18 protein-coding genes are annotated in these 14,663 nt (G+C 71.4%); 7 read left to right on the forward strand and 11 right to left on the reverse strand.

What is annotated here, in order from left to right; translation table 11 throughout:
* The first annotated feature begins 93 nt into the window (after positions 1–93).
* From B7K20_RS08795 to B7K20_RS08825, 7 genes are all read left to right on the forward strand, one after another.
* Complete coding sequence (locus tag B7K20_RS08795) at positions 94–591, forward strand: molybdenum cofactor biosynthesis protein B (protein WP_084102151.1); 498 nt, start codon at positions 94–96, stop codon at positions 589–591.
* A complete protein-coding gene (locus tag B7K20_RS08800; RefSeq protein WP_084102152.1) occupies positions 588–1,001 on the forward strand; it encodes a molybdenum cofactor biosynthesis protein MoaE in 414 nt (137 codons plus the stop codon). Before B7K20_RS08795 ends, B7K20_RS08800 begins: the two co-directional genes overlap by 4 nt.
* Positions 998–1,999: a GTP 3',8-cyclase MoaA gene (moaA, locus tag B7K20_RS08805; protein WP_084102153.1), complete on the forward strand. Its 1,002-nt coding sequence runs from the start codon at positions 998–1,000 to the stop codon at positions 1,997–1,999. The genes B7K20_RS08800 and moaA overlap by 4 nt, the downstream gene beginning before the upstream one ends.
* A 145-nt stretch (positions 2,000–2,144) precedes the next feature.
* Positions 2,145–2,558 (forward strand): molybdopterin-binding protein, encoded by a 414-nt coding sequence (locus B7K20_RS08810; protein ID WP_084102154.1) that lies wholly within the window; start codon positions 2,145–2,147, stop codon positions 2,556–2,558.
* Positions 2,555–3,373, forward strand: a complete 819-nt coding sequence (gene modA, locus B7K20_RS08815) for a molybdate ABC transporter substrate-binding protein (protein WP_234985783.1) — start codon at positions 2,555–2,557, stop codon at positions 3,371–3,373. Before B7K20_RS08810 ends, modA begins: the two co-directional genes overlap by 4 nt.
* Before the next feature lie 8 nt (positions 3,374–3,381).
* Positions 3,382–4,221 carry an ABC transporter permease gene (locus B7K20_RS08820; protein WP_200809056.1) on the forward strand — a complete coding sequence of 280 codons (840 nt, stop codon included), beginning with the start codon at positions 3,382–3,384 and terminating at the stop codon, positions 4,219–4,221.
* Between the two features lie 13 nt (positions 4,222–4,234).
* Positions 4,235–5,224: a sulfate/molybdate ABC transporter ATP-binding protein gene (locus B7K20_RS08825; RefSeq protein ID WP_159449372.1), complete on the forward strand. Its 990-nt coding sequence runs from the start codon at positions 4,235–4,237 to the stop codon at positions 5,222–5,224.
* Here the strand turns inward: B7K20_RS08825 and B7K20_RS08830 are convergent.
* The 11 genes from B7K20_RS08830 to nirB are packed head-to-tail and all read right to left on the reverse strand — an operon-like array spanning position 5,221 to position 14,653.
* Positions 5,221–5,460, reverse strand: coding sequence for a MoaD/ThiS family protein (locus B7K20_RS08830; protein ID WP_084102157.1), 240 nt, complete (start codon positions 5,458–5,460; stop codon positions 5,221–5,223). The genes B7K20_RS08825 and B7K20_RS08830 overlap by 4 nt on opposite strands.
* Complete coding sequence (locus tag B7K20_RS08835) at positions 5,460–5,747, reverse strand: DUF6457 domain-containing protein (RefSeq protein WP_084102158.1); 288 nt, start codon at positions 5,745–5,747, stop codon at positions 5,460–5,462. Before B7K20_RS08835 ends, B7K20_RS08830 begins: the two co-directional genes overlap by 1 nt.
* Positions 5,744–6,304 (reverse strand): molybdenum cofactor guanylyltransferase, encoded by a 561-nt coding sequence (locus B7K20_RS08840; protein WP_084102159.1) that lies wholly within the window; start codon positions 6,302–6,304, stop codon positions 5,744–5,746. The genes B7K20_RS08835 and B7K20_RS08840 overlap by 4 nt, the downstream gene beginning before the upstream one ends.
* The gene (gene moaC, locus B7K20_RS08845; protein WP_084102160.1) at positions 6,301–6,771 is read right to left on the reverse strand and encodes a cyclic pyranopterin monophosphate synthase MoaC; all 471 of its coding nucleotides are present in this window, start codon (positions 6,769–6,771) and stop codon (positions 6,301–6,303) included. Before moaC ends, B7K20_RS08840 begins: the two co-directional genes overlap by 4 nt.
* A complete protein-coding gene (gene glp / locus B7K20_RS08850; RefSeq protein ID WP_084102212.1) occupies positions 6,768–7,955 on the reverse strand; it encodes a gephyrin-like molybdotransferase Glp in 1,188 nt (395 codons plus the stop codon). Before glp ends, moaC begins: the two co-directional genes overlap by 4 nt.
* Before the next feature lies 1 nt (position 7,956).
* On the reverse strand, positions 7,957–8,676 hold the full coding sequence (locus B7K20_RS08855) for a HesA/MoeB/ThiF family protein (RefSeq protein WP_084102161.1): 720 nt from the start codon (positions 8,674–8,676) through the stop codon (positions 7,957–7,959).
* Entirely contained in the window at positions 8,660–9,349 is a 690-nt protein-coding gene (locus tag B7K20_RS08860; protein ID WP_084102162.1) for a sirohydrochlorin chelatase, read from the reverse strand. The genes B7K20_RS08855 and B7K20_RS08860 overlap by 17 nt, the downstream gene beginning before the upstream one ends.
* Positions 9,346–10,458 (reverse strand): uroporphyrinogen-III synthase, encoded by a 1,113-nt coding sequence (locus B7K20_RS12910; RefSeq protein ID WP_144018609.1) that lies wholly within the window; start codon positions 10,456–10,458, stop codon positions 9,346–9,348. The genes B7K20_RS08860 and B7K20_RS12910 overlap by 4 nt, the downstream gene beginning before the upstream one ends.
* Positions 10,459–11,688: a uroporphyrinogen-III C-methyltransferase gene (cobA, locus tag B7K20_RS12915; RefSeq protein WP_144018610.1), complete on the reverse strand. Its 1,230-nt coding sequence runs from the start codon at positions 11,686–11,688 to the stop codon at positions 10,459–10,461.
* Positions 11,685–12,083: a nitrite reductase small subunit NirD gene (gene nirD, locus B7K20_RS08870; protein ID WP_084102163.1), complete on the reverse strand. Its 399-nt coding sequence runs from the start codon at positions 12,081–12,083 to the stop codon at positions 11,685–11,687. The genes cobA and nirD overlap by 4 nt, the downstream gene beginning before the upstream one ends.
* Positions 12,080–14,653: a nitrite reductase large subunit NirB gene (nirB, locus tag B7K20_RS08875; protein WP_084102164.1), complete on the reverse strand. Its 2,574-nt coding sequence runs from the start codon at positions 14,651–14,653 to the stop codon at positions 12,080–12,082. The genes nirD and nirB overlap by 4 nt, the downstream gene beginning before the upstream one ends.
* Positions 14,654–14,663: the final 10 nt, after the last annotated feature.

A 14,663-nucleotide genomic window follows, 5' to 3' on the forward strand; every position in this document is an offset into this window, starting at 1 on the left:
TCACGGCCGAGGGCGTGCGGCCGCGAAATGCCCGCAACACGGGCGTCGAGCGAGGCGCCTAGACTGGCCCGCACCCCGACGTTTGGAGGGCCGATGCCTCACGACCTTACGGGCGTGACGGTCGCCGTGATCACGGTGTCCGACCGCCGCAGCGCGGGCGCCGCGACCGATACCGCGGGCCCCGCCATCGCCGCCATTGTGCGCGACGCCGGCGCCGCGGTTGTCGCGACGGTGGTGCCCGACGGCGTCGCGTCCGTCCGCGACGCGATCCTCGATGCCCGCACCGACGGCGCCCGGGTCATCATCACCACCGGAGGCACAGGTGTCGCTCCGCGCGACCTCACCCCCGAGGCCACCGCGGGAGTGCTCGAGCGCGAGATCCCCGGCATCCCCGAGATGCTGCGTCGCGAGGGCGCCGCATCCACGCCGATGGCGGCCGTCAGCCGCGGCCTCGCGGGCGTGACCGCGGGGCCCGACCGCGCGCTCGTCATCAACCTTCCGGGTTCGGAGGGCGCCGCCCGCGACGGCGCCACCGCCCTGATGCCGATCCTCGGCCACCTGGTGGGCCAACTCGATGGGCGCGACCATTGATCGCGCGCATCACGGCCCAGCCGCTCGACCTCATGGCGCACATCGCGGCGGTCAGTACCAGCGCCGATGGCGCCGTGGCGACCTTCGTAGGCCTGGTGCGCGACCACGACCCCTCGGTCGAGGGCGAAGTCGTCGCGCTCGACTATTCGGCGCACCCCGACGCCGAATCCGTGCTCTCCGCCATCGCGTCCGCCATCACCGCGGAGGGTGATGTGCGAGCGGCGGTCAGCCACCGCATCGGCCACTGTGACGTCGGTGAGGCCGCCATCGTGGCGGCGGTGTCCTCCGCCCACCGGGCACGCGCCTTCGAGGCCTGCCGCGAGCTCGTCGAGCGAGTGAAGGCCGAGGCCCCCATCTGGAAGCGCGAGATCCTCGCGGATGGCACACACACGTGGGTGGGGATGTCATGACGCACGCCGGACTGATCGATCGCTTTGGACGCGTCCACCGCGACCTCAGGATCTCGCTCACCGATCGGTGCTCGCTCAGGTGCACCTACTGCATGCCGGCCGACGGGGTGCCGTGGCTGCAGCGCGACACCATGCTCAGCACCGACGAGCTGGTGCGGGTCGCGCGCGTGGCCGTCGAGATGGGCATCGAGGAAATCCGGCTCACCGGCGGCGAGCCCCTTCTGCGCGCCGACGTGGTCGATGTGGTCGACCGGCTCGCGCACCTCGACGGTCCGGCCGGGCACCCCGAGATCTCGCTCACCACGAACGCGTTGCGCCTGCCGCAGCTCGCCTCGCAGCTGGTCGACGCGGGCCTCACGCGCGTCAACGTGTCTCTCGACACGCTGCGGCGGGACCGGTTCATCGAACTAACCCGCCGTGACAAGCTCGTCGAGACCCTTGCGGGCATCGCGGCGGCCGAGGCCGCCGGGCTCGCCCCGATCAAGATCAACGCCGTCGCGATGCGCGGCGTCAACGACGACGAGGTCGTAGACCTCACGCAGTTCTGCGTGGACCACGGCTACCAGATGCGCTTCATCGAGCAGATGCCGCTCGACGGCGGGCACACGTGGGACCGCCATCAGATGGTCACCGGGGAGGAGATCCTCGCGGCGCTGCGAGCGCGCTGGACCCTCACCGAGCGCGACGATCGGGGCGCCGCTCCCGCCCAGGTGTGGGACATCGCGGGGACTGACGCCTCGGTGGGAGTCATCGCGTCCGTGACCGCGCCGTTTTGCGGAACGTGCGACCGGGTCCGGCTCACGGCCGACGGACAGCTCCGGGCATGCCTGTTCGCGCGCGAGGAATCCGACCTCCGAGGGCTCCTTCGCGGGGGCTGCACCGACGAGGTCCTTGCGGACGCGATCGCCGCGAACCTGCGACTGAAGAAGCCCGGCCACGACATCGACGATCCTGGCTTCCTGCAGCCGGACCGGCCGATGAGCGCGATCGGCGGCTGAGCGCCGCCCCTTCCCCGTGGTGGCGCAGACGGGGACATTACCGCCACGCAATCCGCTTTCGTGGCACACATGAGGACATCTGCGCCTGTGGTGGGCGGGGTTTCCGGCTTGTTTCACACGCAGATGCGGCACTAGCGTCGCTCTCATGCCGCATCTGCGAATCAGTGAAGCCGCGTCCCTTCTCGGCGTCTCGGACGACACTGTGCGTCGATGGATCGATGCGGCCGGGGTCGCCACCGTCAAGGACGGCGCGGGACGACTCCTCGTCGACGGCGTGGACGTCGCCAGCTACGCCAGCCAACGCGCCGCGGAGCACACCACGAGCCGTGACGACGCCAGCGTCTCCCGCTCGGCCCGCAACCAGTTCGTCGGCATCGTCACGCGCGTGGTGGCGGACACCGTCATGGCCCAGGTGGAGTTGCAATGCGGCCCCCACCGCGTGGTCTCGCTCATGAGCACCGAGGCCGTACAGGACCTGGGCCTCGAGCCCGGCGTCGTCGCCACCGCCGTCGTGAAGGCCACCACCGTGATCGTCGAGCGCCCGCGAGGTGCGGCATGACTCGCGTGTTGAAGCACCCGCACGGCTCGCGCATGCGTGCACGCGCGAGCGCGTGTGTGCGGGCACTCGTGCGCGGGAGCGTCGCCATGCTCGCGCTCGCGGCGGCGGGATGCGCGGTCGACGACACCAGCGACGACGTGCTTATCGTGCACGCCGCCGCCTCGCTCACGGACGTGATGGACGTCATCGCCGCGGACTTCGAGGCCAACAACCCCGGCGTCGACGTGCAGATCAATGTGGGCGGCTCCTCCGCCCTCGCCTCCCAGATCGTGGAGGGTGCACCGGGGGACGTCTTTGCCTCGGCCGACCTCGCCCAGATGGGTGTCGTGCACGACGCCGGGCTCGCTCCACACCCCCTGGCCTTCGCGACAAACACCCTCACCATCGCGGTGGCGCCCGGCAATCCCCGTGGCTTCGCCGGGCTGGCTGACCTCACCGATCCCTCGCTCGACGTGGTGGTCTGTGCCGCTCCGGTTCCCTGCGGCGAGGTCGCGCTCGCCGTGGAGAAGGCCGCGGGCGTGGACATTCAACCCGTGAGCGAAGAGCTGTCGGTGACGGAGGTTCTCGCCAAGGTCACCTCGGGCCAGGCCGATCCCGGACTCGTCTACGTCACCGACATCGCCAGGTCGAAAGGTGAAGCCGAGGAGGTCCCGCTCGGCGGCGACGAGTCCGTCGCGATCGCCGCGGGCACCCAATATCCGATCGCCTCTCTCACCACCGCCACCGATCCCATCGTGGCCGATGCGTTCGTGGGCTTCGTCCTATCCGACAGCGGGCAGAGCGCGCTGGAGAACGCGGGATTCGGCTCCCCATGACCTCGACGATGCCGACAGCCCCCGCGCCTACCCTGGAGGGCACGCCCTTCGCGCCGCGCTGGTTGGCCGTGCCCGCCATCGCCGGCGCGGCCCTGATTGTGCTGCCGCTGATCGGCCTGGCTACCAGGGTCGAGTGGGCGCAGTTCCCCGCGCTCGTGACGAGCGATGCGGCGCTTGCGGCGCTCGCACTCTCAGCGCGCACCGTCGCCTGGTCCACGGCGCTCGTGGTCATCCTCGGGGTCCCGCTCGCCGTCATGCTGGCGCGGCTCGAGTTTCGCGGCATGGACGTGGTGCGCACCGTCATCCTCGCTCCCCTGGTACTCCCCCCGGTCGTGGGGGGCCTGGGGCTGCTCTACGCGTTCGGGCGCACGGGGCTCATCGGCGAGCGCCTCACACTCCTCGGCATCGACATCGCGTTCACCACCACGGCGGTGGTGCTCGCGCAAACCTTCGTCGCCCTGCCCTTCCTGGTGTTCAGCCTCGAGGGGGCGCTGCGTGCCGACGGCACGCGCTTCGAGGCCGTCGCCGCGACCCTGGGCGCCGGCCCCTGGACCACGCTCACACGGGTGACCTTGCGCCGCGTGTGGCCCGCACTCGTCGCAGGCACGGTGCTCGCCGCCGCGCGGGCACTCGGCGAGTTTGGCGCGACGCTCACCTTCGCGGGCTCGCTCCAGGGCGTCACGCGAACCGTGCCCCTCGAGATCTACCTCCAGCGCGAGGCCGATGCCGATGCCGCCGTGGCGCTGTCCCTCGTCCTTGTGGTGGTGGCGCTCGTGGTGGTCGCCCTCGCATACGGAGGCGCGACGCGCGTCGCCCGCGCGCGGGTGGCGAGCGGACGGTCGTCATGAATGGAAGCACACCGTGAGGCTCGACTGTTCCGCGTCCGTGCCCGAGCGCGCCGTCGCGGCGCGCATCACGGTGGAGTCCGGGCGCACGCTCGCCCTCCTTGGCCCCAACGGCTCGGGCAAGTCCACCATGCTCGAGGTCGCGGCGGGACTGCTGCGCCCCGCCGACGCCCATGTCACCCTCGGCGGCGCCGACCGTGTGCTCTGCCAGGACGCCACCGCCTGGCTGCCCCCACACCGCCGCCCGGTGACGCTCCTCACCCAAGACCCCAGCCTCTTCGCGGGGATGTCGGTGCTCGACAACGTCGCGTTCGGGCCGCGCGCCGCGGGCCACGGCAAGCGCGCGTCACGCGAGGTCGCACGCGACTGGCTCGACCGAGTGGGCGCCGCCGACATAGCCAACGCACACGCGTCCACCCTCTCCGGTGGCCAGGCCCAGCGCGTGGCCTTGGCGCGCGCGCTGGCCACGCGACCCGCGGTATTGCTCCTCGACGAGCCCTTCGCCGCGCTCGACGTGGACGCCGCCGGGCACATGCGCACGCTCCTGTCGACCGTGCTGGCTGACCTCACCGTGGTGATGAGCACCCACGATGTACTGGACGCGGCGATGCTCGCGGACGACGTGGTCGTCATGCATGACGGTGCCGTCGCGGAGCGCGGGACCCGTGCGGAGGTCCTCGGCCGGCCTCGTCACTCATTCACGGCGCGGCTCGTGGGACGCGGGCTTGTGCGCGTGGACGCGTCGACGTGGACCGCGCCGCGCCCGTCGCAGGTCTCACTGCGCCTGGCGGCGGATCTACCCGAGTCCTCGACGGCGGAAGACACGTGGCACGGGACGGTGGCGCGGGTCGAAGGCCATGACGACGTCGCCCGAGTCTGGGTCGACACCGACGCCGGCGATCTCGTTGCCGACGTCGACCCGCTCATCATCGATCGGCGCATTCTCACCCCTGGCGCTGCCGTGGCGTGCACGGTCGCGAGCGACGTCGAGACCTATCCCGCCTAGCCTCCGGCAAACGGCGGCAGCACGTCCACGAGCGCCTCGGGTCCGACCGCCGCGTCGTCGTCCGCGCGCACGCGGTCGACCACGATCGAACACCGTCGCAACACGCGGTCGAGGTCGTCGCCGAAGAGTTCCGCGAGGCGAGCACGCAGCTCCCCCACCGTCGCGGCGCCGCTCACCGCAGCTTCGTCGACTCCGGCGGCCTCGGCAGCCGCCGCAAAGAAGCGCACACGCGCCATCAGCCGGGCATCTCCTCGGTCCAACTGCGGGCCAGACCAGCCGCCGTCGCCACCGCGTTCTCGAACGCCTCTTGCGCGGCACCCTCGTCAAAGCCCTCCTCGCCCATGGCGGCCTGACCGACGGCGTAGCCGACGAGGAAGGTGGTCAGCGGCGCGCTGGGACGCGCGACCGCATGCGCGGCCTCACGCGCGACGTCGAGCAGCGCCTGTACATCCACCACCGCGGTGTCGATGCCGAGTTCCCCCGCGAGCGCCTCGACCCAGCCGTCCAGTTGCGTGTCCGTCATGACAGTTCCTTCCGCAGACGTTCCACATCATCCCAAGTATCCGCGTCGAGCGCCGCGCGGCCCACCGCAATGGGCGTCATCGTGAGCGTTGCCGTGAGCGCCCGCATGGGAGCGTTCACCACCGAGTCGAGCGCGTCGAGCGCCCCGGCCAAGGCGTCGCGGCGATAGACGGCGAGGAGCGGCTGCTCGCGTCCCTCCTGGTCGACGGCCCACGCGCCGTCGGCGCCACCGCCGGCCAGCAGTTCCCCCACGGCCTCCGCCGCGAAGGGCATGTCGCACGCGAGCACCAGCACCCGATCGGCGGGCGGCGACGGCAGCGCCGCAAGTCCCGCCGCAATCGCGGCGACCGGACCGGCAAACGGCGGTTCCTCGCGAGCGGTGAGCATGTCCTCGGGAATTCCATCCCGCGCTCCCACCACCACGGTGGCGCGGGCCGACGACGCTGCGGCGAGGGTGCGCGCCAACAGAGTCCGTCCGCCCAGCGTCAGCGCGCCCTTGTCTGCTCCGCCCAGGCGCGACCCGCGCCCACCGGTGAGCACGATGGCGTCGACCGTCATGGCCGCACCCAGTCCCCCGACTTCCCGCCACGCTTGGACAACAGCCGGACGTCGCGAATGGCGGTGGCCTTGTCGAGCCCCTTGACCATGTCGACCACGTTCAGCGCCGCGACCGATGCCGCGGTGAGCGCCTCCATCTCGACCCCGGTGCGGTCGGCGGTGCGGCACGTGACCTCGATGCGCACCCCCTCGTCGTCGATCTCGGCGTCGAGCGAGACCCCGTGAACCCCAATGATGTGCGCGAGCGGCAGCAGCTCCGGCGTGCGCTTCGCGGCGGCGATGCCCGCGACGCGCGCCACGGCAAGCACATCGCCCTTGGGCACCGTGCCGTCACGCAGCGCCGCGACCACCGCAGGCGAGCACGCCACAAAGGCCTCGGCGGTGGCCGCTCGCACGGTGGGCTCTTTGTGGGTCACGTCCACCATGCGCGCATGGCCGCTGGCATCGAGGTGGGTGAACTCGCTCACGTCAGGATCTCCAGGTGGCTCATCATGAAGCCCACGCTATCGCCGGGAAGAACCTCGTCGACATCGGCGGGCACCACGGCGAGCACTCGACCCTTCGCCAAGGATGCGACCAGGTGAGACTGCGAGCCGCGCGCCGTCGCGGGACGCACCGTCCCATTGGGCTCGACCACGGCAGGCACAAATTGGGTGCGCCCGCGCGGGCTGCGCCATCCCACGGCGGCGATCGCGCTGGTCATGGACGGCTCGGGCGCGACCAGCATCGAGCGCAACATCGCGCCCACCACCACCTCGAAGGTCACCGCCACGGAGACAGGGTTGCCCGGCAGGCACGCGATCGGGATGCCGCGGTAGGTTCCCAGTCCTTGAGGCTTGCCCGGCTGCATGGCCACCGCATGGAAGCCCACTCCGCGCTCGGCCAGCGCGGCCTTCACCGGGTCATACGCCCCGACGGACGCACCGCCTGCGGTCACGATCAGGTCCGCGTCCACACCATCCAAGGACTCGAGCACGGACGCGGCGGTGTCTCCGGCGCGAGGCAGCACGAGCGGCACTCCGCCCACGCCCAGCACCATCGCGGCCAGCAGCGTGGTGTTGGAGTCGACGATCTGCCCAGGTCCCGGCTCGGTGCCGGGGTCGACGAGTTCGTCGCCGGTGGTGAGGATCGCGATCCTCGGCGCACGGCGCACCGCAACCGACGCGACCCCGGCGGAGGCCGCCGCCGACAGCTGCCATGACCCCAACTGGACCCCCGCGGGCACCACCACGTCGCCGGCGCTCACGTCCTCGCCGCGACGGCGGATATGAGCACCCACCACGGGCGCCACATCGATCCGCACCTGCTCCACACCGCCATCGGTGTTCTCGACGGGCACGACGGCATCGGCCCCGGCAGGCACGGGAGCGCCGGTCATGATGCGTGCGGCCGCGCCCGGCGCCACGGGCGCAGGCAGGCCCGAGCCGGCCGGGATATCCGCGGTGACGGTCAGAACGGACCCAGCAACGGCATCGGCCGCCCTGACGGCGTAGCCGTCCATGGCCGAGTTGTCGAACGGTGGTCCGTCGAGCGTGGCGACCACGTCGCGGGCGAGCACGCGGTTCATGCCCTCGATCAGTGGCACGGTTTCGATGGCGAGCGGCGACACCAGAGACACCGCCTCGGCGAGATGCTCGCTGAGCAGCCTCATGTCACCTCCCACCGTCGTGGGGCGCGAGCGCCACGTCGCGCCACCGTCCGGTCCTGCCATCGACGATAGCGAGAGTGCCCGCGAGCGACGGCGCCACCCCCGCGGCGAGTCGCGCAGCCTCGCTCGCCATGGCACTCCCGACCTGCCCACACAGCGGCCCCCACACGGCGCCGCCGTCACACGTCTCGAGGTCGACGGCGTCGGGACCGGGGAAGACGTCGTCGAGCCGATGCGTATCGTCGAAGACCGTCACCTGACCGTGCCAGCCCAGCACCGCACCCCACGCGACCGGGATGCCCGCGGCGTGGGCGGCGGCCTCGATCACACGGCGCACGGGCATGGTGTCGGTGGCGTCCACGACCACGTCATGGCCACTGAGAACGGCCGATGCCGTGGCCGCGTCGAGCCTGTCCGTCACCACGGTCACGGAGCACCCTGGCGCCAGTCGCCCCAGCGCCTCGCGAGCCGCGTCCACCTTGAGCCGACCGATGTCGTCGGGGCCGAACAGGATCTGGCGATGCAGATTGGTGATCGAGACGTGATCGGCGTCGATGAGCGTGAGCGAGCCCACGCCGGCCGCGGCGAGGTATTGCGCCGCCGGGCAGCCCAGCCCCCCGACCCCCACGATCGCCACACGAGCGGCCGCGAGGGCCTCCTGGCCGGGCGCACCGAAGCCGGTCAGGCCCCGCTGGCGCACAAAGGGATCAGGTGTCGAGGACATCGGCGAAACGGTCGGCCACGATCTCGAGCAGCATGGGGTGCGGGGCGAGGGGACCCGTGACGTAGTCGGCGCCCGCCTCCTCGAGGCGGCGCTGGAAGAGCCCGGGAGCGAGCAGGTAGGAAGCGACGGCCACCACCCCATCCTCGCCGTTCACGCGTGCCTCCGCCACAGCATCGGCCACCGAGGGCTTCGGCCCGGCCGCGAAGCCGACGCGCACGGGCCCTCCCCATCGCTCGCGCAGCAGCTCCGCGGCGGCGGCGGTGTCCGCCTGGCTGCGGGGATCGGAGGAACCGGCGGCCGCCAGGACCACCGTGGCATCCTCGGGCACACCCTGTTCCTCGAGGCGCTGATGCACGATGTCGAGCAGGCGCGGGTCGGGGCCCAGCGCATGCGCGGCTCGCACGTCGGGGCGGGCCTCGACCGCATTCGCGATGTCGACGTACACGTGGTAGCCGCCCGCCAGCAGGAGGGGCACCACGACGGCACTCACGCCATCCGCGGCGTCGATGCCACCGACCACATCGGGAAGTTCGGGCCCGTGCACGTCGACGTAGGCCTCGCGCACATCCAGCCCGGTGGCCTCGCGCAGCTGGCCGATGACGGTGCGGATGGTCGCGCGGCCCTCCTCGGAGCGGGTGCCGTGCGCGCAGGCGATGAGGATCGGGGAGGTCATGCTGTCACCGCCAATGCGTAGCCGCGCTTGACGACGGTGCGCACCAGGGCGCGGGACCCGGCATTTTCGCGCAGTCGATTGATCGCGGCCTCGACCGCGTGAGGTCCCGCCTGGGCGCCGGGCAGGAGTTCGCCCAGCTGGTCGCGGGTGAGGACGTTGCCGCGTGCGGCGGCGAGCGCCTTCAGGATTTCGAGCCCCGTGGGGGTCAGCGGTAGGACGCGACCGTCGAGGATCGCGGCGGTCGCACGAATGACGAGCGGGCCGTCTGGGGTCTGTAGCGCCGCCGTGTTCTCGCTGTAGTGCTTCACGAGCTCGCGTACCAGCGCGCCCAGGCGCCAGCGGTCGGGCCAGTGTGCGTTCAGGCCAGCCTCCGTGAGCGGAGCCGCGGTCACGGGGCCCACGCAGGCGAGGACCAACTCGCCGGTCGCGGCCTTGGCGGCGATGCGGTCGAACACCCCGGCCTCGTTCAGCCCTGCGAGCCACGCGGACGCGCCGGGGGCGGACGTGAACAGGACGGCATCGACGCAGCCGTCGGCAGCCGCACGGATCATGGCCTGGTGAGGCTCGGGGTCGAGTGGCGGCCCCCAGCCGTAGACAACAAGGCTCTGCACGCGGGCGCCGGCGGCGGTGAAGGCCTCATCCAGGCCGTCCGAGCCGTTGCCGTGGTGCTGCACGGCGATGGTGAGCCCGGCGACCCCCTCGGCAAGAAGATAGTCCCGTAGTTCCGCGGCCGTCTCCGACTCGGCGACCCAGTCGGCCTCGAGGCCCTGCTGCTGAATCGCGCCACGCGCCTTGGGACCGCGGGCGATGAGGCGGGCGCCGCGCATCGCATCGATGAGTTCCTCGGCGAGGCCCACGGCATCGGCCGCCTCGACCCAGCCGCGAAAGCCGATGCCCGTGGTGGCGACGATGATGTCGGGCGGGTTGGCGATGACCGCACGGGTGTCGGCGAGCAAGCGCTCGTCGTCGAGGTGAGGAACGGTGCTGAGCGCCGCGGCGTGACGCACGGTCGCGCCTCGCCTTTCGAGTGCTGACGCGAGTTCTCGCTTGCGCCGGTCGGCGGTGATGACCATCACGCAGCCGGTGAGCGGCTCTCCCGCGTCGGTCATTCAGTCCCCCTTCGGCTCGGGCGTCGCGGCGATGGCCGAGGCCAGGAGGCCCGGTCTCGCGACGTCGCCCACGACGATAATCGCCGGAGGTTTCACCCCTGTTTCACTCGCAATACGGCTAATGTCCGCGAGCGTGCCGCGCGTCACACGCTCCCGTGACGTGGTCCCGTTCTCCACGATCGCGACCGGTGTTTCACCGTCACAGCCGGCGCTCAGCGCCGCCTCCACGATGTCCGGCAGGGCACTCACGCCCATCAGGATGACCACCGTGGCGCCGGCCGCCATCGCGGCGCGCGCCGCCGGGTCCGCGCCCGCGTGCCCCGTCGTCACCAAGAGCGACGTGGCCACCCCACGCTGAGTCACGGGAATGCCCGCGAGCGCAGGAACGGACAGCGCGCTCGTGACGCCCGGCACGACCTCGACGTCCACGCCCGCCTCGATGCATGCGTGGACCTCCTCGCCGCCGCGGCCGAACACGTACGGGTCGCCGCCCTTGAGCCGCACCACGGTCTTCCCCGCGAGCGCGCGATCCACGAGGATGCGGTTGATCTCATGCTGAGGCACAGGATGGTTCGTGGGGCTCTTGCCCACGTTGACGACCTCCACGTCGTACGGCACCGTCACCAGCAGCTCGGTGGCGCCCAGGCGGTCGGTGACCACGACATCGGCCTCCGCGAGGGCCTGGCGGCCACGCACGGTGATGAGGCCGGGGTCTCCGGGGCCGGAGCCCACCAGGATGACGCGGCCGGCGCCAGAGCGTTCGCGGCGCAGGTCCATCTCCCCCGCGTCGATCCGCGCGGCGATCTGGTCGCGCACCTTGCGGATGCGTCCGGGGTCGGGCGCCCCGGTCGACAGCACGCCGATGCTGACCTCGCCGTGACGGCTCACGGCCGCCTGACGCGCAGAGCCGCGGGAGGCGTCCGAGGCGTCGATGCACCAGATGCGCCGCTCGTCGGCCCAGCGTGCGACCTCGTGGTTCAGATCGGCGTCGTCCGTGGCCGCGAGGACAAACCACGCGTCGTCGAGGTCGGCCGGCTCGATGCCGCGACGCACCAGGGTCACGTCGCCGTGCAGGGCGTGACGCTCGAGATCCTCGTCCATCCGGGGCGCGACCACGCTCACGTGGGCGCCCTCAGACACAAAGCGACGCACGCGCCTGGCGGCCACCGTGCCGCCTCCCGCCACGACCACGCGCCGCCCGCGCAGGTCGAGACCGAACAGTGCCGTCATGCAGTACCTACCAGGTCGATGATCACCTGGCCATTGTCGAGGGTCACGGGGTAGACCACCAAGTCGGCGGCGTGTCCTGCCTGGGGTTTCTTGTCCATCGTCACCAGGCACTCGCCGGTCAGCAGGGAGAACACCTGCTTGTAGATGGGGGACGCGATGGTGGGTGCGTCGCCTCGCGTGCCGGTGATGCCGCGGCTCATCACGTGCGCGCCCGAGAACGGGTCGAGGTTCTGCACCGCATGGACCGTGCCGTCGGCCAGGCGGAAGATCGCCACCTGCGTGTCGCCGATGAGCGCCGCGACGCCCAGGTCGGGCGTCAGCCTGTCGTAGGTGCACACGGCCATGCGGGTGGCCGATGCGGCGGCGGGGCGGGTCTCGTGGCTCACCGTGGTCATGAGCGCACCTCCAGTCGGGTCGGGGCGATGAGTACCGCGGTGTCGCGGCGCTCGGCATCGGTCGCGGGACGGCGCTGGCCGCGCTGCTCGACGTAGGCCAGCGACGGGTCGGGCTCCTCGGGGGCGTTCACGAAGCTCGTGAACTGCTGCAGGCGCTCGGGGTCGTTCAGCACGGCCTTCCACTCGTCCTCGTACGAGTCGATGTGGCGGGCCATGTGGGCGTCGAGGTCGGCGCAGATGCCGAGCGAGTCGTCCATGATGACGGCCTTGATGGCCTCGAGCCCACCCTCGTGGTCCTCCTGCCAGGGCGCGGTGCGCTGCAGGCGGTCGGCGGTGCGGATGTAGTACATGAGGTAGCGGTCGATGAGCGTGAAGACCATGTCGTCAGGCACGTCCTCGACGAGCAGCTGCGCGTGCTTGGGCGTGAAGCCGCCGTTGCCGCCCACGTAGATGTTCCAGCCCTTGTCCGTGGCGATGACGCCCACGTCCTTGCCGCGCGCCTCGGCGCACTCGCGGGCGCAGCCGGAGACTCCCAGCTTGAGCTTGTGGGGGCTGCGCAGGCCGCGGTAGCGCAGCTCGAGCGCGATCGCCATGCCCACCGAGTCCTGGACGCCGTAGCGGCACCACGTGGAGCCCACGCATGACTTCACGGTGCGCAGGCTCTTGCCGTAGGCGTGGCCCGACTCCATGCCGGCGTCGACGAGCCGCTGCCAGATGCCCGGCAGCTGCTCGAGGCGCGCGCCGAACATGTCGATGCGCTGGCCGCCCGTGATCTTCGTGTACAGGCCATAGTCCTGGGCGATCTGGCCGATGAGAATGAGGTGCTCGGGGAGGATCTCGCCGCCGGGCACGCGCGGCACCACGGAGTACGTGCCGTCCTTCTGCATGTTCGCCATCACGCGGTCGTTGGTGTCCTGCAGCGCCGCGCGGTCAGCGGCGAGCACGTGCTCGTTGTAGATCGAGGCGAGGATCGAGCCGACCGTGGGCTTGCAGATGTCGCAGCCGCGGCCGGTGCCGAAGCGCTCAACGATCTCGGAGAAGGTGCGCAGCTCGCTCACCTGGATCGCGTTGAACAGCTGCGCGCGCGACATGTCGAAGTGCTCGCACAAGGCGTTGGACAGCTCGATGCCGGACTTCTCCAGCTCGGTGCCCACGATCTTCTTCACGAGCGGCAGGCAGGATCCGCACGAGGTACCGGCCTTCGTACAGGCCTTGACCTCGCCCAGCTCGTGGCAGCCCTGCTCGCTGACCGCGTGGCGGATCGCGCCGGCGGTGACGTTGTTGCACGAGCACACGCCGGCCTCGTCGGGCAGTTCCACGTTGGGACGCTCGACGGTGCCCTCGGGCAGCAGCCAGCCGGCGGGGTCGCCTCCGAGCTCGGATCCCACCAGCGGTCGCAGGCTTGCATAGGCGGAGGCGTCGCCCACGAGGATGCCGCCCAGAAGGGTGCGAGCGTCGTCGGTGACGACGAGCTTCTTGTAGACGCCCGCGACCGGGTCCGCGTACGTGAGTTCGAGCGCGCCGGGGGTGGTCGCGAACGCGTCGCCGAAGGACGCGACATCCACGCCCAGCAACTTGAGCTTGGCGGCCGTGTCGGCGCCGGGGAACGTGGACTCGCCTCCCAGCAGCCGGTCCACCGCGATCTCCGCCATCGTGTTTCCGGGAGCGATGAGGCCGATGCACGCGCCCTGAATGCACGCGACCTCGCCGATCGCGCTGACCGCTGGGTCGTCCGTCAGGCACGTGTCGTCGACCACGATGCCGCCGCGCTCGCCAATGGTGAGGCCCGCGTCGCGGCCCAACTCGTCGCGCGGGCGCACACCGGTGGCGAACACCACGACGTCGACCAGCTGCTCGCCATTGTCGGCAAACTTGAGGCTTCCCACGTGGCCGTGCTTGTCGGGGCGGATCGCCTCGGTCGCGGTGTTGCAGCGCACCTTCACGCCCATGTTCTCGATGAGGCGCGTGAGCGCCTGGCCGCCGCCCTCGTCGACCTGGAGGTTCATGAGGCGGTCGGCGAACTGGATGACCGTGCTCGTCGCGCCCAACTCCTGCAATGCGCCGGCGGCCTCGAGTCCCAGCAGACCTCCGCCGATGACGGCGCCGCGCACGGCCCGGCCCAGCTCCTTGCGCCGGCGCTCGACGTAGATGCGCAGCGCCGCGACATCGTCGATGGTGCGATAGACGAACACGCCGGGCAGGTCGCTGCCCTTCACCGGCGGCGACCACGCGTAGGAGCCGGTAGCCATGACGAGGTGGTCGTAGGGATGCACCACGCCGTGGGCGTCGGTGACCGTGCGGCCTTCGCGGTCGATCTGGACCGCCTTCGCGTCGCGCTTGAGGGTGACGAGGTCGTCGTCCCACAGCGCGGGATCGCCCAGGGCCAGGTCGTCGGGATCCTTGCCGGTGAAGTAGCTGGTGAGTGCCACGCGGTCGTAGGGCGCGCGCGGCTCCTCCGCGAGCACGGTGACCGCGTAGCGGCCGTCGGTGTCGCGGGCACGCATGGCCTCGGTGAAGCGGTGGGCGACCATGCCGCCGCCGACGACGACGATCTGCTGGATGTCGGTCATGGTGATCCTC

It is taken from the genome of Demequina sp. NBRC 110051 (genome assembly GCF_002090055.1).
GTDB lineage: Bacteria > Actinomycetota > Actinomycetes > Actinomycetales > Demequinaceae > Demequina.

Coding starts and splice junctions, on each gene's coding strand:
- B7K20_RS08795 (WP_084102151.1), top strand. CDS start 94: ATGCCTCACGACCTTACGGGCGTGACGGTCGCCGTGATCACGGTGTCC.
- moaA (WP_084102153.1), top strand. CDS start 998: ATGACGCACGCCGGACTGATCGATCGCTTTGGACGCGTCCACCGCGAC.
- B7K20_RS08810 (WP_084102154.1), top strand. CDS start 2,145: ATGCCGCATCTGCGAATCAGTGAAGCCGCGTCCCTTCTCGGCGTCTCG.
- modA (WP_234985783.1), top strand. CDS start 2,555: ATGACTCGCGTGTTGAAGCACCCGCACGGCTCGCGCATGCGTGCACGC.
- B7K20_RS08820 (WP_200809056.1), top strand. CDS start 3,382: ATGCCGACAGCCCCCGCGCCTACCCTGGAGGGCACGCCCTTCGCGCCG.
- B7K20_RS08830 (WP_084102157.1), bottom strand. CDS start 5,460: ATGGCGCGTGTGCGCTTCTTTGCGGCGGCTGCCGAGGCCGCCGGAGTC.
- B7K20_RS08835 (WP_084102158.1), bottom strand. CDS start 5,747: ATGACGGACACGCAACTGGACGGCTGGGTCGAGGCGCTCGCGGGGGAA.
- B7K20_RS08840 (WP_084102159.1), bottom strand. CDS start 6,304: ATGACGGTCGACGCCATCGTGCTCACCGGTGGGCGCGGGTCGCGCCTG.
- glp (WP_084102212.1), bottom strand. CDS start 7,955: ATGAGGCTGCTCAGCGAGCATCTCGCCGAGGCGGTGTCTCTGGTGTCG.
- B7K20_RS08855 (WP_084102161.1), bottom strand. CDS start 8,676: ATGTCCTCGACACCTGATCCCTTTGTGCGCCAGCGGGGCCTGACCGGC.
- B7K20_RS08860 (WP_084102162.1), bottom strand. CDS start 9,349: ATGACCTCCCCGATCCTCATCGCCTGCGCGCACGGCACCCGCTCCGAG.
- B7K20_RS12910 (WP_144018609.1), bottom strand. CDS start 10,458: ATGACCGACGCGGGAGAGCCGCTCACCGGCTGCGTGATGGTCATCACC.
- cobA (WP_144018610.1), bottom strand. CDS start 11,688: ATGACGGCACTGTTCGGTCTCGACCTGCGCGGGCGGCGCGTGGTCGTG.
- nirD (WP_084102163.1), bottom strand. CDS start 12,083: ATGACCACGGTGAGCCACGAGACCCGCCCCGCCGCCGCATCGGCCACC.
- nirB (WP_084102164.1), bottom strand. CDS start 14,653: ATGACCGACATCCAGCAGATCGTCGTCGTCGGCGGCGGCATGGTCGCC.